General features: G+C 70.7%; 15 protein-coding genes and 5 pseudogenes. 7 read left to right on the top strand and 13 right to left on the bottom strand.

Features of this window, described 5'->3' with window-relative positions; translation table 11 throughout:
* The 6 genes and pseudogenes from FGD71_RS01250 to FGD71_RS01230 form a co-directional block, all read right to left on the bottom strand.
* The coding region (locus FGD71_RS01250) for an extracellular solute-binding protein (protein ID WP_119098467.1) at window positions 1-566 on the bottom strand (566 nt) is incomplete at its 3' end.
* A gap of 100 nt (window positions 567-666) precedes the next feature.
* Window positions 667-835: pseudogene (locus tag FGD71_RS48280) on the bottom strand (IS110-like element IS110 family transposase); the annotation flags it as partial.
* A 133-nt stretch (window positions 836-968) separates the two neighbouring features.
* Window positions 969-1,217, bottom strand: coding sequence for a cupin domain-containing protein (locus FGD71_RS01245; protein ID WP_240436330.1), 249 nt, complete (start codon window positions 1,215-1,217; stop codon window positions 969-971).
* A gap of 332 nt (window positions 1,218-1,549) precedes the next feature.
* Complete coding sequence (locus FGD71_RS01240) at window positions 1,550-2,284, bottom strand: SDR family NAD(P)-dependent oxidoreductase (protein ID WP_119098466.1); 735 nt, start codon at window positions 2,282-2,284, stop codon at window positions 1,550-1,552.
* Window positions 2,285-2,362: 78 nt separating this feature from the next.
* On the bottom strand, window positions 2,363-3,469 hold the full coding sequence (locus FGD71_RS01235) for an alanine racemase (protein ID WP_119098475.1): 1,107 nt from the start codon (window positions 3,467-3,469) through the stop codon (window positions 2,363-2,365).
* A gap of 123 nt (window positions 3,470-3,592) precedes the next feature.
* Window positions 3,593-4,078 carry a RidA family protein gene (locus FGD71_RS01230; RefSeq protein ID WP_119098465.1) on the bottom strand — a complete coding sequence of 162 codons (486 nt, stop codon included), beginning with the start codon at window positions 4,076-4,078 and terminating at the stop codon, window positions 3,593-3,595.
* 584 nt (window positions 4,079-4,662) lie between these two features.
* Between FGD71_RS01230 and FGD71_RS50045 the strand changes: the two are divergent.
* A pseudogene (locus tag FGD71_RS50045) lies at window positions 4,663-4,986 on the top strand (transposase family protein); the annotation flags it as partial.
* A 20-nt stretch (window positions 4,987-5,006) separates the two neighbouring features.
* Here FGD71_RS50045 and FGD71_RS50040 read toward each other — a convergent pair.
* From FGD71_RS50040 to FGD71_RS01205, 3 genes are all read right to left on the bottom strand, one after another.
* Window positions 5,007-5,216: a DUF2180 family protein gene (locus FGD71_RS50040; protein ID WP_425329656.1), complete on the bottom strand. Its 210-nt coding sequence runs from the start codon at window positions 5,214-5,216 to the stop codon at window positions 5,007-5,009.
* 1,387 nt (window positions 5,217-6,603) lie between these two features.
* Window positions 6,604-7,290, bottom strand: coding sequence for a GntR family transcriptional regulator (locus FGD71_RS01210; protein ID WP_119098461.1), 687 nt, complete (start codon window positions 7,288-7,290; stop codon window positions 6,604-6,606).
* A gap of 109 nt (window positions 7,291-7,399) precedes the next feature.
* Window positions 7,400-7,585: a hypothetical protein gene (locus FGD71_RS01205; RefSeq protein WP_119098460.1), complete on the bottom strand. Its 186-nt coding sequence runs from the start codon at window positions 7,583-7,585 to the stop codon at window positions 7,400-7,402.
* Between the two features lie 99 nt (window positions 7,586-7,684).
* Here FGD71_RS01205 and FGD71_RS49860 point away from each other — a divergent pair.
* The 6 genes and pseudogenes from FGD71_RS49860 to FGD71_RS48265 form a co-directional block, all read left to right on the top strand.
* Window positions 7,685-8,245, top strand: a pseudogene (locus FGD71_RS49860) (HAD family hydrolase); the annotation flags it as partial.
* A gap of 1 nt (window position 8,246) precedes the next feature.
* A partial coding sequence (locus FGD71_RS48275) for an HAD family hydrolase (protein ID WP_244951186.1) occupies window positions 8,247-8,621 on the top strand: 375 nt, incomplete at its 5' end.
* 49 nt (window positions 8,622-8,670) lie between these two features.
* Window positions 8,671-9,156 (top strand): RidA family protein, encoded by a 486-nt coding sequence (locus FGD71_RS01195; protein WP_119098458.1) that lies wholly within the window; start codon window positions 8,671-8,673, stop codon window positions 9,154-9,156.
* Window positions 9,141-9,473: an SDR family oxidoreductase gene (locus FGD71_RS50035; RefSeq protein WP_205571068.1), complete on the top strand. Its 333-nt coding sequence runs from the start codon at window positions 9,141-9,143 to the stop codon at window positions 9,471-9,473. Before FGD71_RS01195 ends, FGD71_RS50035 begins: the two co-directional genes overlap by 16 nt.
* Window positions 9,474-9,576: 103 nt before the next feature.
* A pseudogene (locus FGD71_RS01185) lies at window positions 9,577-9,774 on the top strand (NAD(P)/FAD-dependent oxidoreductase); the annotation flags it as partial.
* 13 nt (window positions 9,775-9,787) lie between these two features.
* Window positions 9,788-10,182 (top strand): annotated as a pseudogene (locus FGD71_RS48265) (oligopeptide/dipeptide ABC transporter ATP-binding protein); the annotation flags it as partial.
* 38 nt (window positions 10,183-10,220) lie between these two features.
* Here FGD71_RS48265 and FGD71_RS01175 read toward each other — a convergent pair.
* The 4 genes from FGD71_RS01175 to FGD71_RS01160 all read right to left on the bottom strand — a co-directional run bounded on the left by FGD71_RS01175 (window position 10,221) and on the right by FGD71_RS01160 (window position 18,441).
* Complete coding sequence (locus tag FGD71_RS01175; protein ID WP_420878220.1) at window positions 10,221-11,189, bottom strand: ABC transporter ATP-binding protein; 969 nt, start codon at window positions 11,187-11,189, stop codon at window positions 10,221-10,223.
* A complete protein-coding gene (locus FGD71_RS47200) occupies window positions 11,182-14,037 on the bottom strand; it encodes an FtsX-like permease family protein (protein WP_205571066.1) in 2,856 nt (951 codons plus the stop codon). Before FGD71_RS47200 ends, FGD71_RS01175 begins: the two co-directional genes overlap by 8 nt.
* Window positions 14,038-14,063: 26 nt before the next feature.
* Entirely contained in the window at window positions 14,064-17,303 is a 3,240-nt protein-coding gene (locus tag FGD71_RS01165; protein WP_119098456.1) for an ABC transporter permease, read from the bottom strand.
* Between the two features lie 109 nt (window positions 17,304-17,412).
* On the bottom strand, window positions 17,413-18,441 hold the full coding sequence (locus tag FGD71_RS01160) for a LacI family DNA-binding transcriptional regulator (RefSeq protein WP_119098455.1): 1,029 nt from the start codon (window positions 18,439-18,441) through the stop codon (window positions 17,413-17,415).
* Between the last annotated feature and the right edge of the window lie 244 nt (window positions 18,442-18,685).

Genomic DNA, 18,685 nt, shown 5'->3' with positions numbered 1-18,685 from the left:
TCACCGTCCGGGTGGACCATCGCGCGGGCACCCTTGAACGCCTTGGTGTCCCAGAAGTCCGCCCACGACTCCGGCTTCTTACCCCCGAACGCATCCGTGCGGTAGCCGATGCACTGGCCGTAGAAGGCGTGCCCGATGGCGTGGTCGGTGATCTGGGCCTCGGGGATCTTCGCGCTCTTCACGCTCTTGACCCGGTCGAGGTCCAGCGTCTCCAGCGCGTCCTGCTTGACGTACTTGGTGTGAGACATCATCGAGTTGTTGATGAGGTCGCACTGCGGACGGCCCTGCTTGATCTGGGCCAGCAGCGGAGCGTCGTCCAGGTTCAGCACCTTCACCTGGATGCCGGTCTCCTGCGTGAACGGCGTGTAGATCGCCTTCTGCAGGGCCGCGCCGTAGGAACCGCCGCTGTCGCGGACGACCACCGTCTTGCCGTCGGCCTTGGCGCTGCTGGAACCGGACCGGCTGGTGCCGGTGCCACAGGCGGCGAGGGAGGGAAGAGCGGCGAGGGCGGCGAGGCCGCCTGCTCCGCGCAGGAGCGCTCTGCGACCAATCTGGGCATCACTCATGGCAATACTCCTCATCTGGGGACGCGTGGGACCAGCTGTGCGGGGCTTTACCTCGCGGGTGCGGGGGGGGGATGGTGCAGGGTGGCGAACGCGGGCAGAGCATCGCCCGCTTGCGTTGCCGATCGCCGCTTTGGGCGCGTGTTCGCCGTGGATCGAAGTCCCCGACGACCTTGTCGTCGGAGCGACGCCGGCTAGAAGACCGGGTGAGTGGCGGTGGGGAGGCTGGAGCCGTGACAGGCGGTGACCAGCGGAGTGGGGGCGTTCCTCACCAGAGCCGCAGCCTGAGGGCTCTCGTGAGGGATGAAGCAGAGCCGGGCCTGCGGCTGAGGGACGGGCAGAGCGGTCCATCGGAGACGCCGACGTAGCCCGGCTTCATGACGAAGCTGTCGCCGGCCTTGTAGATCACCGGCTCGCCCCCTTCGGGGGTGAGTTGCCGGAGAGGATGTGGCAGAACTCGAAGGTCTCGCCCTTGATCGAGCGCATCTCGCCGGGCGTCGCTTCCCAGACGCCCGTATGGATCGACTCCCCACGGGCGACGTCCTGGGCCCAGGTCCGGAACGTGGGGTTGCCGGAAATCAGGCGCTCCGGGAGCGGACCGGATTCTCGCGGCGCGAAGGAGGGATCGGTGTCGATGGCCTTCAGGAGCGACATGTCTTTCCTTTTTGAGCTGGAGAAGTTGGTAGCCGCGGCCACGGTCGATGAGCCGTTGCCAAGCGGTGTCTGGCACGCACTCGTGGGCGCGGCCCGTTCCCGATATGCGGAGGCCGACGACGCGTCGCGGCTGGCGCCGGGGTGGCCGGTGGCGCGGATGCGGTTGTCGGCACGGGCGCACTGTGGGTGGCACCGTTCGAGTGCGGCGAAGGGGGGACGTGCTCGACGCGTGTTCGACAGTTCATGCCGCAATCGGCGGTTGCCCAAGGCAGGAGGTGAGAGGAGAGCGGGTCGTTCAGCCCCTTGCTGGTGGTGATGCCAGGCAGGGGTGTTCAGGAAGCGGTGTACCCGCCGTCGACGGTCAGGACCGATCCGGTCACGTACGACGACTCCGACGATGCGAAGAAGAGCACCGCGTCGGCGACCTCTTCGGGGGTGGCGAGGCGTTGGAGCGGGATCGTGCTCTCGCGCTGGCGGCGGTAGCCCTCGGGGTCGGGCCTGCGCTGGAACGCCGCTTCGATGATCGGGGTGGCGGTCAGGCCCGGAGCGACGACATTGACACGGATGTTGCGCGGGGCCCACTCGATCGCCGCGCCCTTGGCGAGCATGATGAGGCCCCCCTTGGCGGCGGAATACAGGACCTGCCCGGACATGCCGACCATGCCCAGCCGTGAACTGACGCAGACGAACGAGCCACCGGTCTCGGGCATCAGCGGCGCGAAGTGCTTCATCACCAGGAACGCGCTGAGCAGGTTGCTCTCCAGTACGTTCCTCGCGTCGTCGCAGGCCATCTCGGTGAGCGGACCGTCGGCCTGCAGGCCGTGGTTGAGGACGACGACGTCGACGGTGCCGAAGGACTCCGCGGCCTGCTTGGCCAGGTGCTCGACGAACGCCTCGTCATTGAGGTCGCCGGGAACATACAGGTCGTCGGGCTGAGCGCTGTCGAGCCGCTCCCTGCGGCCGGTGAGCAGCAGCCGCCCGCCCTCCCGGCGGAAGTGGGAACTCACCGCCTGCCCTATGCCACTGCTGGCGCCTGTCACCAGGGCCGTGACGTTGTTGAGTCTCATGTCAGGCACTCCTCTTGCGGGGGAGGTCGGTCGTCGGGTTGCGAGCTTGGGCAGGACGAGGGTCTCGTCCCGTGCCGGTCAGTTGAGGAATCCGCGGGCGTCGACCGGCCACCGCTGCAGCGACGTGCCCGTGCTGTCGGTGACGATGAGTTCCTCGAAGCCGAGGACGACCGGGCATACATGGTTCGGCACCACGGGGACGACGGTGCCGACGCTGGGGCAGAACTCGCCGTCCGGCAGCGGGAGGAACCCGTGGTACTCGTTGACCTTGGATAGGACCGCCTTCGTGCCGGCGATGCCGCCGTAGCCGATCTCGGGGCTGCCTTCTTTGCTGAGGGCCTTGTTGCCCACATCGAGGATGACCTGGTCGGGGACCCAGTCGCTGACCACGGTGCCGGCGACGAACAACGCGATCTGGTCCTCCGTGCAGGCGCCCAGCCGGGCGTTGTTCAGATCGCCGAAGACGTACTCGCCGGGACGGATCTCGGTGATCACGCTGCTGGTGGAGAACTCGAGGGTGGGAGTGGAGCCGGCGCTGACCACCTCAGCGGTGACCCCGACGTCAGTGAGGCTGCGTACCGCGGTGGTGAGCGCGGCCTCCTGGTCCTGCGCGGCACGCCGGCGAACGTCCCGGCCGGCGCCGCCGTGACCTGGATAGGTGAAGACGCCCACCGGCACCAGACCGCGCTTGCGGGCGGCGAGCGCGAGATCGCCCGCAGCCTCGGCCGGAGCCCCGGAACGACGGGCGCCGCAGTCGACCTCGATCACGACCTGCAGCCGCTCGGGTTCGTCTCCCATTGCGTCGGCGAGGGCCTCGATCGCCGCGACGTTGTCGACGCCGACCCGCAGCCGGGCGGACTCGGCGAGCCGGCGGATCCGGGCTCGCTTCGTTCCCGCGGCCCAGATCGGGTAGGCGAGGAAGATGTCGTCGAACCCGGCCGCGGCGAAGACCTCGGCCTCACCGACGTTTCCCGCGGTGATCCCGACCGCGCCGGCCTCGATCTGGCGTCGCCCGATCTCCACGCACTTGTGCGTCTTGACGTGCGGCCTGACCTTGATGTTGCGCTGGTCGGCGAAACCCTGGACGCGGTCGATGTTGCCCTGCATGACGTCGACCAACACGATCGGCGCGGGGGTGTCGATCCGCTCGACCAGAGCGTCGAGTGCTCGTTGCAGCCGGTTCACGCTGCCCTCCTTGTGGTTCTGCCTGGAATGATCGAGGGGCACGGGTGCTGACTCCCCCTGGATGCCGAACGCGCGCGGCCCGCGATATTGCGCGTACTTGCGTACACCGCCGTCGGGCCCGCCCTACACAGCGGTGCAGACCATCTGGATCTCGACAGGGGTGTTGAGCGGCAGCCCGGCGACACCGATCGCGGTGCGGGCGTGCCGTCCGTTCTCGCCCAGCACCTCGATGAGCAGTTCACTGGCCGCGTTGGCGACCTGCGACTGCTCACCGAAGTCCGGCGTGCTGGCCACGAAGACCAGCATCTGCACGATCCTGACCCGGTCCAGATCGCCCACCGCCTGCACAGCGGCAGCGAGGCAGTTGAGCGCGGCATGGCGCGCGAGTGACCGCGCCGTCTCCAGCTCCACGTCCCGGCCGACAGTGCCCTGCCCCAGCAGCCAACCGTCCTTGTAAGGCAGTTGGCCCGAGATGTAGATGCTGGAGCCCACCGTCCGGTGGTGCACGTAGTACGGGTTGTCACGGAGCTCGGGAAGAGCCAGCCCCAAGGCCTGGAGCCGATCGGAAGCCGAGTCGGTGTGCGCTGCGGGAGTCACGAACTGGCTCATCGCGCCACCTCCGCGGACGGAACAGGGCACAAACCCTCGTAGTTGGCGACGAGAACCCGCTTCGCATGAATGTTGATCATCTGTACTCGGCTCTCCTCTCGAGTAACAGTGGCGGCAAAACGCCTTATGGTGGCTTAAAACCGCCACCGCATTGTCGTTTGTCGACCATATGGGTGCCCGTCGAGCACTGTCAATACAAAACTTCAGCCTCGACTGCGACCTCGGAACACCACGTGCGGCTGGACCCGCCGCTGCTGGAAGCGACGGTCGACGCGCGACCCGGCTCACCGGTCCCATCCGGTTCGGCGTGGACGAGCATGTGCAGCACGCCTGTCCGCATGACGATCACTGACGGCGGCGGGATTCTCGAGCGGTCGACACGGATGGTCGACCTCACGCCCGACGAGATCCCCATGCCACAAGAGCGGCTTGGCCTGCTGCCCGGTTGTTCCGGCAAGGCCTACAGCGACTGGCTGCAAGCCCGTGGTGACGAGCTCGGCAGCGGCGTCGCGTGGCGACACTGGACCCGTTCGCAGCCGGAAGAACGCCGTCGGCCTTCAGGCGGATCCGGCAGGACAACGAGCGTGACGTGGAGGCAACTCACCGACGAACAGCGGAGGTTGATCGCGTCGTTCCTGCCGATGGGCAAGTACGGCCCCTACCCTGAGCGGCTGCGGAATCAGTTCGAGCACGCGATGTGGCGGTTCGCGGCAGGCGCGCAGTGGCGTGAGATTTCCAGACGAGTTCGGAACTGACCGACCGCCTGCGGGTTTTGCAGGTCGGGAGGAACGCCGGTCCCTTCACCGCGCCGCCGGAAGGCCTGATCGCCGAAGTCACCCGCCAGGGCAGGACGGACTTGTCCGGCGGTCAGCGTGGACTCCACGACCGTCCCTGCCCACCACGACGCTCCGACAAGCGCACCATGCGGTCAGTGCGCCGTCTCGGCCATGTCGCAGGTGCGGCATACCACCCTGCGTGCCGGGATACGGCCGGACGCAGCGCCCATGCCGACCTGGCGGGTGACCTGTACCTGACGTACACGGGCGTGTTTCTCGCAGGTGGCCAAGCCACAGCGCGAGCACACACCGATGCCGGTTATGTCGCTGCGCGCCTCCTGGAGGCAGTCGTAGCACCTCATGTCCAACTCCGATTTCAGCAGGGGCCGGATGTGGCGGCCGACCAGCACGAACAAACCCACCCAGGCCACACACACCTACTCAAGGAGCTTGAAAAGTAGGCTCCAGTTTAGACTTTGTCAAGACTGAGACTCGATCGTGATCGTATGGCCAGTGCGCGATGCGGTGATGCAGCTTGACCTGACTATCAGTCAGTTTTCGCAGTTCAGAGGTACAGCGGCGCGGTCCGCGTCCCCGTGCCTCGCCACCCGCGCTCCAGGCGGAGTCGCCCGTTGAACGTCGGCACGGTGCGGACGGCGCCGCCGGGGTGCAACTCCGACCCGTCCACCAGGAGCGTTGAGGGCCGACGAGTCGCCGGCCGATCGACGAGAACAGACGACTCGGCGAGACCCTGGAGCAGTGCCGCGAGGCGTTCCCGGCCTACCGCGATCCCGGCCGCGCCGGCGTCAAAGCCGCCGCCAACGGCTTCACCCCGAACCTTCGAGCAGGACGCGCCACTCAGACCTCGCCTCGCATGGCCTATGAGCTCGTTGAGCGGTGCAAGACAGTTCTGGTGTCCGCCGAGGGAAATGAGGCGTCCTCAGGGCAGTGGCCGTCGGCGGGCCGGTAACCGCAAGATCCAGGGAGCGGGCGCCTTCGTGGCTTCGCCCTGGCTGCCCATGGCGGGCAGTTGCCTCCGGATTCGGGCCGGCCTGGCCGACCGCATACCGGCGCTTCGCCCAGCGGGTCGAAGCCAGGGGCAGAACCGGTGGTGGCGGTGACCTGCCTGGACGGCACCAGCTGCACCGAGCTGTATCGCTTCGCGTCCACCCCGCTGAATGAGGTTGCCTTTCCCGCACGGGAGACGGCGGTCTGGTATGCGCACGAGTGGGAGATTGAATCGACGGAGGGGCCCTGGCGCGACGTGGTCACCAGTGGCGCTGTGCAGACCGGTTCCTGCACTCACGCGGCCCGCGCGGCTTGGAGCCGGAGATCCACGCCTGCCGACGACACCCAGCTGCTGAGGGATCTCCAGGAGAAGGCCACGGCCGAGCATGACGTCGAACCCCGGCGTGCCCTGCACCGAGGTCCTGCCCGTGGTCGCCTACTCGATCATCCAGCGCACCGGAGTCGAACGCCGACTGCGCCGCGGGAGAAGCCGTGCGTATGGCAGAGGGCCGCCGCGACCCGCCGTCTCCTGGAAGAACGGACCCGCCCGCGCAGCTGACCGCGCAGCCGTAAACGCCCCGGCGCGCCCTACCGTGCCGGCGGCCGGCAACCGGCAATTTTCACTCAAGATCCGCTACAAGATCGCGTTGACAGTGCGAGCTTGATCCTGACTTTTCGACATGGGTCTGCGACGTCACAGTGGCGAGCAGGCATGGACACTTCACGCACGCCGGCATGGCCTCATGCACGCCGGGGCGCGCGTTCCCCTGGATCTCCCGTCTCGGCCCCCAGCCCCATGGGGAAATGGGCAGCCAGTTCCTGGCGGAACGCGTCGGTGTCGCCTTCCAGGGCGACCGCGGCCAACCTCTCGTGCTCGACGACCAATTGATGCGGGTCGTCGCTGTAGGTGCGGTGATCGACGCTGAGGTGGAGGCGCAGCTTGGTCTCCCAGCCGTTCCAGAGACTCTGCAGGACGCCGTGCCCCGAGAGCTCGTAGAAGAGCCTGTGGAATCGAAGGTGCGCGTCGATGCTGGCCGGGATGTCGTCCTTCTCCATTGCCCGGCGGAGATCCTCGACGGTTTGCAGCAACTGGGGCCGCTCAGGACCGCGCAGTGCTTCGGCCGAGAGCTCGGCGGCGTACGGCTCGACACGTAGCCGGACCGAGTCGATCTCGGCGACCTCACGAGCGCTTACCTCTACGACGAACGCCCCACGGTAGGGGATCTTGACGACGAGCCCTTCCTCCTCCAGCTTGGTCAGCGCCTCGCGCAGCGGGGACCGGCTGATCCCGAGATCCGCGGCGATGTGCGCCTCGCGCAGCTGACCACCAGGAGGGACGGTCCCATCGAGGATGGCGGCACGCAGTGTGCGGTAGACACCGTCCGGCGTCGTCAACCGCTGCTCCTGCCACTCGAACTTGTGGTCCACCCCGTTGCCCTCCCTCAGTACTTGTCGACCACTTGGTCGTTTGTCGACTATACCTCTGCTGGTTGCATCCACACCTCAAGTTGGTTGTCTGGCAGGGAGTTCCCTGAATTCACAGCCGTGCCCTGTCCGGCTCACGGGTCGCGCCCGCAGGCCGGTGTCCCGTGTGGTGCCGTTTGGTTGTCAGGCCGATGCCGTTCCGGCGATGCGGATACTTGTGGACCCGCAGCAGGGTGCAGCCGACCAAGAGGAGCGCGGCGGTCCGCGGCTCGGCGGCCCAGGACGTGCGACGCAGCACCTTCGCGTCTCCGGACGCCGACTGTTCGGCCTTCCTCGTGCAGTCGGTACCAGGTTTTGCGTGAGAAGCCGAGCACCTGGCAGGCCGGTGACGTTGCCGATGCTCGCGGCCTGCTCGATGAGCCACACCCGGCGCTCGTACACCCTGTCCTCGTTGGGCCGGGTCTGTACGACGCACTCCTCTGACGCCGTTGACAGTCGAGGCCTCCTGGTCGACAATCGACCAAAAGCTGGTCGACAATCGACTATAGCGCCAGACTGCTCCACTGAAGCACTAGGAGGACCAGTGGGATTCGATGTGAAGCCCAAGTTCGTGACGTTCGACATGAACGGAACGCTGATCAAGTTCAGCATCAACGACGCCATGCGTGAGGTCCTGGGCGACCGGCTGCCGGCCGAGGTCGCCGACGAGTACCTGCGGATCTGCAAGGCGTACCGGATCGACGAGTGCACGGGCGCGTACCAGCCGTTCCACCAGGTCGTCGCACGTTCCATGGAACGCGCCTCGCGCTACGTCGGCCTCGAGTACCGCGAGGACGAGGCGCGGGCGGTGTACGAGCGCATCCCCACCTGGGGCCCGTACCCCGGTGTCACCGAGGCACTGAACCGCCTGGCCGAAGAGGTCCCGCTGGTGATCATCACGAACAGCGACACCGCGCATNACCGAGGCACTGAACCGCCTGGCCGAAGAGGTCCCGCTGGTGATCATCACGAACAGCGACACCGCGCATGCCGTGCGCCTCGCGGAGAACCTGAAGGCCCCGTTCGAGGTCGTCATCAGCGCCGAGGAGATGGGCGTCTACAAGCCGCGACTCCGCGCGTTCGAGTACACATTTGACAAGCTCGGCGTGACACCCGACGAGATCGTGCACGTCTCCGCGAGCCCGATGTATGACCTGCGCTCCGCGGCGATCATGGGCATCAAGAACAAGGTGTACGTCGACCGCGGCTTCGAGCACGACGAGCACTGGCTCGGCTACGAGCGGATCACCGACATCGCCGACCTCCCGGTCCTCTTCGGCCTGCCGCGCCCCTGACACCCGAGCGGAGAACTGAGAAAATGATCCGCAGCACGGCGGTGGGGGCGTGAGTCGGCCCCTGCCTCAAACCGTCAACGGTGACTCGGCTTCAGAAAGGCTCCGAGCCCTAGGACTGAAGCTACCCGTCCTCGCCGGCAGCACGTACCTTGTGCCCCACCGGACGGTGGGCTCCACCATCCACCTATCCGGCCAACTCCCCTTCAAGGACGGCGAGCTGCTGGGTCAGGGCGTTGTCGGCCGGGACGTGGAGCTGGAGACCGCGCAGGAGCTCGCACGCCATGCCGCGCTCAACGCGCTCGCTGCCGCTGCGCAGGCGGTGGGCGATCTCGACCGGGTCCGGATCGTGCAGATGCTGGTCTTCGTGGCCAGCACGCCGGACTTCGGTCAGCAGTCGAACGTCGCCAACGCGGCCAGCGAACTGCTCATCGAGGTACTGGGTGAGAACGGACGCCACGCCCGCACCGCGATCGGTGTCGCCGGGCTGCCGCTCAACACCCCTGTCGAGATCCAGGTGATCTGCACCGCTGTGTAGCGCGAGCCACTCATGAGCAGTGCGGCGGTGGCCCGGCTTCAACAGGCACTCGACGCCCTCGTCTGGCGAATCGACACCCCGGCGCCGATCGTGCTGGCCGACGCGATGCAAGACAGCGTCGACCGAGTCATCGAGGCGTCCTTCCGGCGCAGGCCGACCCAGAGGCCGGCCACCGTGAGCGTGAGGGGCAGATCCCGCTCCAGCGCCTCGCCACTCCCGAGGAGATCGCCGACGCCGTCCTGTTCCTCGCGTCGTCGGAGTCCTCGTACATCACCGGGGCGACGCTCCCCGTCGACGGCGGCTACACCGCTTTCTAGTGCCGCGGCGGGCAACGTTTGCCCGTCAAGGAGCGGCGTCCGGTACCTGTCGGGGCACTAGCAGCGGCCCACGCGGTTCCCAGAGACAGATGAAGGACACACCATGAACGCTCTTGCGGCACCACCCCGAAACGGAGAGCTCGGCTTCTGGGTGGCCCAACTGGCCGACAAGAGGCCCTCGTTCCCCCGCTTCACCGGCCAGGACTGTGTGGACGTGGCGATTGTCGGCGGCGGCTATACCGGCCTGTGGGCGGCGTACTTCGCCAAGAAGCTCGAGCCGTCGCTCTCGGTCGCGGTCTTCGAGGCCGAACAGGTACGTGTTCATCTCGCACGACCTGTCCGTGGTGCGGCACGTGGCCGACCGCGTCGCCGTGATGTACCTCGGCAGGACCGTGGAGTCGGGCCCGGCGGAGGGGGTCTTCGAGCGGCCGCATCACCCCTGTACGGCGGCGCTGTTGTCTGCGGCCCCCTCCCTGGCGGCCGGGGGCCGGGCGAACAGGCGGCGCATCCTGCTCACCGGTGAGATCCCCTCACCGGCCGACCCACCGTCCGGCTGCTCGTTCAGGACCCGGTGTTGGCGCGCGGAGGACGTATGCGCCGAGGCCTCCCCTCACCGCCGCTCGGAGCACCGCTCCACACGGCGGCATGCCACTTCCCGCTGGAGGCGACACCGGCCGTCAAGGGGAGTCACCGGTCGGAGGCTTCCTGAACGGGTACCGCGCAAGGCTGCCTGAGGCGAGTTGGAGGTCAAGGTCCCGCCGGGCCGTCAGGTCCCGCCGGGCGGTCTCCGTCGGGCCATATCCCCACGTGGTCCGGTTCCGCTGTCAGGCGGACTCGGCCGCGCAGGCCGTAGCGGTCCACGTAGTCCCTGGGCAGTTGGAGGCGGCCCGCGCGGTCCAGGACGGTGAACTCCTCGGCGCCGGCGCCGTCGGGCCCGCGCAGCGTCTCCGTCGACGTACGGCCGTCGCGGATGCGGACCGTGCGGCGGACCTGTCCGGAGACGAGCGGGTCATGGGTGACGACGAGGACGGTGGCGCCGAGCTCCTCGTTGGCGCGGCGCAGCGCGGCGAACACCTCCTCGCCGCTCGCGGTGTCCAGTTCGCCGGTCGGCTCGTCGGCGAGCAGCACGCGCGGCGCGTTGGCGGTGGCGACCGCGACGGCGACGCGCTGCTGTTCGCCGCCGGAGAGCTCGGCGGGCCGCCGGTCCCGGCAGTAGGCGACACCGAGTACGTCGAGGAGTTCGGCGGCGCGCGCGCTCCGCTTGCGGTGCGGCACGCGGGTGTACTTCATCGGCAACGCCACGTTCTCCAGGGCTGTCAGATAGGGCAGCAGGTTGCGCCCCGTCTGCTGCCACACGAAGCCGACGGTGCGCCGGCGATAGCCGAGCCGCTCGCGCCGACGCATGGCGAGCAGGTCGTGTCCGGCGACCAGGGCGCGGCCCGCCGTGGGCAGGTCGAGCCCGGAGAGGATGGACAGCAGCGTGGACTTACCTGATCCGGAGGCGCCGACGAGCGCCATGCACTCGCCCTCCTCGACGACCAGGTCGAGGCCTTGGAGCGCCTGGACCTCGACCTCGTCGGTGCGGTAGACGCGGACCAGGTTGTCGCACACCACGAGCCCGTCGTCCGCGGGTGTGCGCAGGGCGTCGCGGGCCCGCTCCTCCAGTTTCCGCAGGTCGCTTCCGTGAGGGAGGTCTTGTCCGTGGGGTTCAGTCACCGTTTCTCCCCAGTCGCAGGACCGCGCCGAGCCCTCGGCGCCGTCCGATCCAGGTCTCCACACCCACCGCCACGACGACCAGTACGCCGAGACCGACGCCCAGGGCGGCGGTCAGCAGCAGGTCGGGGTGCGGGTCGGGGACGGCGGGTCCGTCCGTGAACTCCCGAAGGTCCAGGGCGGGTCCGAGCAGCGCGGGCAGCGTCAGCCCCAGTGCGGTGCCGCCCGCGACGGCCGCGAGCACCATCGGCAGCAGCTGCAGCAGGTGCAGCGCAGACGTGGCGCGGTCGCCCAGGCCGAGCGTGCGCAGATAGGCGGCGGTGCGGCCGCGTGCCGGCGCGGACAGCATCAGTTCGAGGACGAGGGCCAGCAGGGCGAGGAGCACGGCGAGCGCGGTGCACACGGTGTGCGCGGCCGCCAGGACGTCGACCATGCCGTCGTCGGCGGCCTCTGCCTCCTCCTCGGCGCGGATACGCAGCTCGCCGACGGAAGCGTCGGCGGTGGTGCGCGGCACGAGGGAGCGCAGCGCCGTCACGTCCAGCCGCGGGCCGTACAGCAGCAGTGCGGTGGCCTCGAAGTCGCGTCCGTCGAAAGCCCTGAGATCGCGGTTGTCGGCGAGCAGGAGACGTTCCCGGGCCGTGGTGGCGCTGCGGACGGGGCCGAGCGCCGGGTCGCGGAGCACCTCGTCGGGGATGTCGCCGACGACGCGCAGGCGCAGCTTCCTGCCGTGCGAGGTGATGGTGAGCAGGTCGCCGGCGTGGGCCCCGGTGGCCAGGACCCGGATGTCTTCGCCGCGGGCCGGCCCGGTGAGTCCGGCGGCGTCGAGTGAACGCGCCACGGCCGAGTCGGGCGCCGCCTCGCCGAGTTTCGCTCCGTCGACGCCGATGAGGCTCGCGATGCCGTACCGCGCGCCGCTGGTTCCGCTCGTCGGGTCGACGCGCAACTGCCGCACGCTGACCGTGTCGCGCACGCCCCGCGCACGCGTCAGCCGCTCGGCCACCTCGGGATTGCGGGCCGCCTCGAGAAAGGAGGCGTCGGCGCCGACCTGCCATGCGGCGGCCTCGCGGCGCCCGTCCGCGAGCGTCCCGGCCACCAGCCCGCCGAACACCGCTCCGGCCAGCGTCACGACCAGGACGAGCAGCGCGAGCGCCCGGGCGGGCGCCTCCTTCGCGGCCCGGGAGAGCGCGATGAGTGCCACGGCGCCGCGCCGCCGCGCGGACCAGCGCGCCAGCAGCCGTACCGGCAGCGGGTAACAGCGCACCAGGACGACCACGGTGACGAGCCCCAGCAGCGCGGGCACCGCCGCGAGCAGGGGGTCGGGCCCGGCGTCGCCGGCCGTGCCCCGGGCCCGCAGCGCGAACACACCGGCCGCGGCGAGGAGCAGGACGACCGCCTCGGCGACGAGGCGGCGGCCCGCCGCGTGCGGAGTCGGCTCGTGCGGGGGACGTGCGGCGCGGTCGCGCAGGGCGTGCCAGGTGAGCGCGGGCAGCAGCAGCCAGACGAGCGCGGCGACGAGCAGCCCGTTCCGGTACGCGGGTGAGTGGCCCGGGAGCGCCCGCGCGGCGGCGAGTCCCGCCACGAGCCCGAGCAGTACGGCCGGCGCGGTCTGTGCCGCCCGGGCCAGCGCGAGGCCTGCCGCGGAGGCGCCGCGCGCGCGTTGCAGTCGGTGGGCGTCGAGGCGACGGCGTACCGCGAGCAGTGCCGTGACGACGGCGGCGAGCAGTCCGACGACGATCAGGGTCGCCAGCGCGAACGAGATCACGGTGCGGCCCTGCCGCCACTGCCGGCCGAACTCGGTGACCGCGTCGGGGAGCCGGGTGCCGCTCTGCAGGGTGGATGCGGTGTGCGGGCCGATCTCGCAGAACATGCCGCCGTAGTCGACGATGTCACCGCAGTAGACGGCCCGCGCGTCGTCCGGGTAGCGGGTGAGCAGCCGCTGGAGTGCACGCTGTCCCTGATCGTCGGCGAACCGCGCGGCGGTGCGCGCGCCGAGGTCGAGGCGCATGCCCCAGGTGACGGTGAGCGTGGCGTCGGCCTGTGTCTGGAGGGTGGTGACGGTGCGTGGTGCGACGAGGGCGCGGGCATCCCAGCCGAGTCCGGAGGCGCCGTGCGGCGGGTACTGCGCAGGGCGGGCCAGCAGAGGCTGTTCACGCCACAGCCGGGATCCGCTCGCGGCATCCGTGCCTGCGGCGTCCCCGCTCGCGGCTTTCCCGCTCGTCGAATTGCCGCGTGCCGAATGCCTGTTCACCGGGTCCCCGCCGTCCGCCGTGAAGAACCCGACTACGACCGCGGTGGCATCGATGTCCTTCAACGCGCCCGGTGCGAGGGGGAGTTCCTGCCCGAGCCGTAGTTTCAGTGCGTCGCGGGTACCGGTGGAGACGGCGATCTCGACGGCCTCGGCGTCCGGGTCGGGCGGCCGTCCCTCGGCATAGGCTCCGCGCCCCGGTGCGTCGGAGGCGTACACCAGCCCCAGTCCCACGTCCCCGGCGGACGTGGCGGTGTTGACGAGCGGTAGTTGGACGCGGGTCGAATCGTGTACGAGGCCGCCCTCCAGGGCATCGGGGGCCGCGTTCTCGATCACGTCGGTGACGGGGAGCAGTTCCTCGCCCAGGTCGTTCGCCCAGGCATCCGCGCCGGTGCTCCTCAACGGCTCGAACCGCGCGCTGAGCTGGAATCCCGGCTCCGCCCGCTGATCCTGCTCCAGCCGGGAGGCGAGCGCCCGCCCGGCGAGCCGCTCGAGCAGCCCCGGCCCGGCGGCCGCGACCGCGCAGAGCAACGCCACCAGCACCGCGAGGCAGGCCAGCAGCGGGAGTTCACCCCGGACCTCACGCAACGCAACGGAGCGCGGCAACCGCGTGGAACGCCTCACCGGTCGCCTCACCGGTCCTCCCCCGCACGCAACACACGCGCCAGATCGACCCGTCCCAAGAACCGAGCCGCCACCGTCACGACCCCACAGATCACCAACGTCGTCACACCCGCCGTGAGGACCACACGCACCCAGGGCACCTCGGTGAGCAGCCCGGGGTAGACCGGTCGGCCGGTGTCGTCGACCGTGACCACCGGCATGATCACCCCGGCCAGTACGGTGCCCAGCAGCGTGCCGAGCACCGCCGCGACGGCGGCCAGCGCGAGTTGTTCGGTCCACAGGTACGCGGCGAGTTGCCCGCGCCGTACGCCCAGTGCCCTCAGCAGCGCGAACTCCCGTGCCCTGGCCCGTGCCGAGAGGGCCGTGTGCAGTGTGAAGCCGACGACGGCGAACGCCGGCGCGAGGACGAGGCAGAGCGTGAGCGCTCCGCGCGCGCCCTGCCGCAGCGGGTCGGCGGCCAGCCGGGCCCGGACGTGCGGCACGTCGACGGCCGTACCGAGGCGGGGCTCGGCCCGCACGGCGCGCAGCGCCGCTGCCGCGTCCCCGCGGTCGGCGGCCACCCACCAGGCGGACTCACCGCCGGGCAGGGCGCCGCCGAGTACGAACTGGGCGGCCATGGCCCGGGAGTCGGCGAGCAGCCGGGGCCGGTCGCGATCGGCGCCCGGCACGGCGTCGATCGCTCCGACGACCTTGATACGGGCGGTTCCACCGCCGGCGCGCTGCAACGTGACGGTGTCGCCGACCCGGACCTCGCCGGAGTTCAGCAGCGTGCGGTCGGCGAGCACGGGCGCGGCCCGGCGCCCCTCGGCGCGGTCCGTGCCGAGCCGCACGCTCCACGTCGGGTAGCGGAGTTCGGTGTCGGGTCCGCGCAGCACCGCGTCCAGGAGCGCGCCGGGCGCCGGCCGGTCGGAGCACAGTACGGGGCCGGGGGCGCTCCTGGGCGGCCTGCGCGGCTTGGCCCCGGGGCATCCGGCGACTTCCCGGTCGGGGGCGTCGGCGCGCAGGTCGTGCCAGGCGGCGGGCCGGGTGAGGCCGGGCACGTGGTCGACGGTGAGGCGGTAGGTGCGCCGTACGGTCTCGCCGGTCATGCTCAGGCCGAGCTGGACGATGCGCAGACCGTCGCCTCGAGCCGGCACCTTCAGGCGGACGGTGCGAGCCGCGCCGCCGGTGTCCTCGAGGACGGCCTCCCGCGCGTGGGTGAGGCCGTCGGCGTCCACGAAGTGGACGGTGAGCCGGACCGGCACGGGGGTGCCGGGTCCGTCGGCGGACAGCCGGACGCGCAGCGGGAGTTCGCGCGGGGAGCCGCTGAGCGGCAGCCCGTACGCGGGGATGTCCCGGCCGAGCGGGGCGACGAGGTCGGCCACCGGCCGGTCGCTGAGGTCGGGGCGCAGGGCCGGGGCGGGGCCGCGCGTAGTGTGGATGCCGGTGACGGTGACCCAGCTCTGGCCGAGGTAGCCGTTCGTGTCGACCACGGGGGTGACGGCCCGGGCCCCGGGCAGTGCGGCGTACGCCGTGCGCCGCTCGCCGGGGGCGAGCCCGTCGCCGGGCTCGATCCGCAGGTCGGAGCCGACCTGGAAGACCGCTTGGTCGTGGTCGCCGCGGTCCAGGATGGCGAGTGCGGTGCTGCTGAGCGCGGCGACGGCCAGAGCGAGCGTCACCAGCAGCGCGGGACCGGCATGGCGCGCGGCGCGCCGCGCGATCTGCCAGCCGCCCAGGGGCAGTACGAGTCCGGTGCCGCGCCGGGCGAGAGGATCGGTGATCCTGGCGGCCAGTGGCAGCGCCCGCAGCACGAGCAGCGCCGCGGCGCAGGTCATCGCGACGGGGGCGAGCACCAGTACCGGGTCGACGCCACCGCCGGTGACCGGCGAGCGGTACTGCCGCAGCTGCAGCCAGCCGAGCACGGCGACGGCCGCGAGCGCCAGGTCGGCGCCGAGCCGTTGCGCCCCCGCGAACCGGCCCAGGCGCAGCCGGAGTCCGCGCACCGCCTGCCGGTCCCGTACGGTCCGCACCGTCGGCAGCAGCAGCGCGGCGCCGTGCACCGCGACGGCGAGCAGCGCCGCCGCCCAGCCGGCCGTCATGGCCGCCGTCGCGGGCACGTCGCCCGGGATCAGCCCGGCCCCGTCGAGCAGCCGGAGCAGCGGCCCGGCGAGGAACGGCGCGGCCAGTCCCGCCGGCACCGCGACGACCGCCCATTGCACGGCCGTCGCCCAGGCCAGCCTCGACGTTCCGGCGCCGCGCGCGGCCAGCAGCGCGAGTTCGGGGCGGCGGTGCTCGGCGAGTTGGCGCGCGGTGAGCACCAGGGCGGCGGCGGCCAGGGCGGCGAGCAGGGTCGCCGGGATGTAGAGGCCGGCGCGGGCCACGGCGATGGGGGTGGTCAGGTCGTCGAGCGCGTTGTCGAGCGTGGACGCGACGACGAGCTTGGTCGTGGGCGGCGTACCGCGGAAGACGGAAAGGGACACGTCGCTGCCGCCGAACCCGTCGGCGCGTCCCCGCAGCGGTCCGATGTCGCCGAGCCGCAGCCCGCCGGTGTCCGGTACGCCCAGCCAGAGGGCCCCGGCGTCCTTGGCCAGGCCCGGGGTCGACGTCAGCGCCCGGCGCGGCACCAGCGCGACGGAGTCGGGCGATCCGAAGATGGTGCTCAGGTTCGCCCAGACGGCCGGACTGCGGTCGCCCGCCCGGTACAGGCCGGCCACCCGGATCCGTATCTGCCGCCCGCTGTTCGGCTGTACCCGCAGCTCGTCGCCGGGCCGCAGCGCGAGTTCCGCGGCGAACACGTCGCTGAGCGCGGTCTCGACGATCCCTCCCCCGGCGGCCGTACGCGGCCAGCGTCCCGCCACCAGGCGGGCGTGCCGCCGCGTCTCCTGGAGGGCGACCAGGGACACGCTGGCGTCGTCACGCGGACGGCCGTCCGCTTCGGTCACGGTGAGTTGGGTCGATCGGGAGGCGGGGACCCGTAACGCGAACCAGGTGTGATGGGGTACGTCATCGAAGGTGCGGTCGACCGCGGCGCGTACGAGTCCGTCCAACTTCCCCGCGTCGCGCGGCCGGTACGGCCCGGAGACGTCGACCACGGCTTCGGGGTCGCGGGCGAGCCGCCGCTGCACCCCGCCCTCGACGGCGTGGTCGGTGAGCGCCGCGAGCGCGGCCAGGACGGTGGCGGCGAGCAGCACGGCGAGCCCGGCGGCGCCCAGCACCAGTCCGTGATGCCCGGTTCCCCGTAAGGCGGCAGGCGCACGTCTCCCGCTCAACTCACCGGTCTCCCCCCGTAGTTGCGGCACAGTATGGATCTCTTCGTCCGGACTCGCAATTGTGTGGAACCGATCAGAGAGAGCTGGGGCGGTCAGGAGAACGGCCGGTTCAGGACAGCGGAGCCGTGGAGCCCCTGATCACCACACGGCAGCCCTGCGGCTCGATGCCCGAACGCGGAGATCCGGCGAGCGCGGCGAACACCGCCTGGGCGGCCGCCCGCCCCACCTGTTCGAGATTCATGTCGACGCTGGTCAGAGGGGGCCGCGCGGCAGAGGTCAGGATCTTCCAGTTGTCGAACCCCATGACCGCGACATCCTCCGGCACCCGGTGGCCGCGCTCGCGCAGCACGTCCATCACTCCCCGGGCGATCTGGTCGCTGCCGCACAGCACGGCGTCCACTTCAGGGTGCCGGTCGAGCAGCATCGCGGTGGCCGCCCGCCCCCAGCCCTCCGACCAGGAACCGAACCGCGGCTCGCCCACGGGCGCGAGACCCGCGTCGGCGAGCGCCGCCAGGGCCCCCTCGGCGCGCTCGCGTGCCGCGCAGTAACCGGGATCTCCCGTGATGTGCGCGATCCGGGTGCGCCCGCAGGCGAGCAGATGGTCCACCGCGATACGGCCGGCGCCCACACTGTCCGGGACGATCGAGAGATCCGCGGGGTCCTCGGAGGGCGCGTAGGCATACACCACCGGAACGGGCAGGTCGCGCCCCAATGACGGGCGCGGGTCGGTACGGCTGCCCACCACGATCAGTCCGTCGACCCGCCGGCTGAGCAGCGCGCGTACATGATGCTGCTCCCTGATCGCGTCACCGCGCGCGTCGCACAGGAACACGGCGACCTCGCCCGCGCCGAAGGCGTCCTCGGCACCCATCAGGATCGGGATGCTGAACCGGCCTTCGAGGTCACTGGTGAGCAGGCCGACGGTGCCGGTGCGGCCGGCGAGCAGGCTCCGGGCGAGCTGGTTCGGCCGGAACGACAGTCGCTCGGCCGCTTCGATCACCCGCTCCCGTGTCTCGGCGCGCACCTGGCTGCGGCCGTTGAGCGCCTTGGACGCGGTCGCGATGGAGACCCCCGCGAGGCGGGCGACATCGCCGAGGGTGGACGGTTGCGGACGAGAGGGGCCGGTGGCCTGCGCCATGTGGGGTTCTCCTGTCCCGTTGCCGTAAGCCGAAGCCATGTGCCGTAGCCGTAGCCGTAGCCGTAGCCGTAGGAAAACCCTACTCGAAGCGTTTCGGCCATGGCTCTCCAACAGCGACTCACAAGGGCTTGAAGCCCTGCGACGCAAGGGGATTGACGAGCCGTCAGGGCGGCTTTAGCGTTCCAGAAAGCCTTTTCGGTCTTTTTCTGTCGCGGAGTCAGTCCCACATTCACCGTCCCGGAGG

The sequence above is a fragment of the Streptomyces sporangiiformans genome, assembly GCF_005768555.2.
GTDB classification, from domain to species: Bacteria; Actinomycetota; Actinomycetes; order Streptomycetales; family Streptomycetaceae; genus Streptomyces; species Streptomyces sporangiiformans.
Note: the sequence above shows the minus strand (reverse complement) of the source record. Positions and strands in the feature narration are given on the sequence as shown.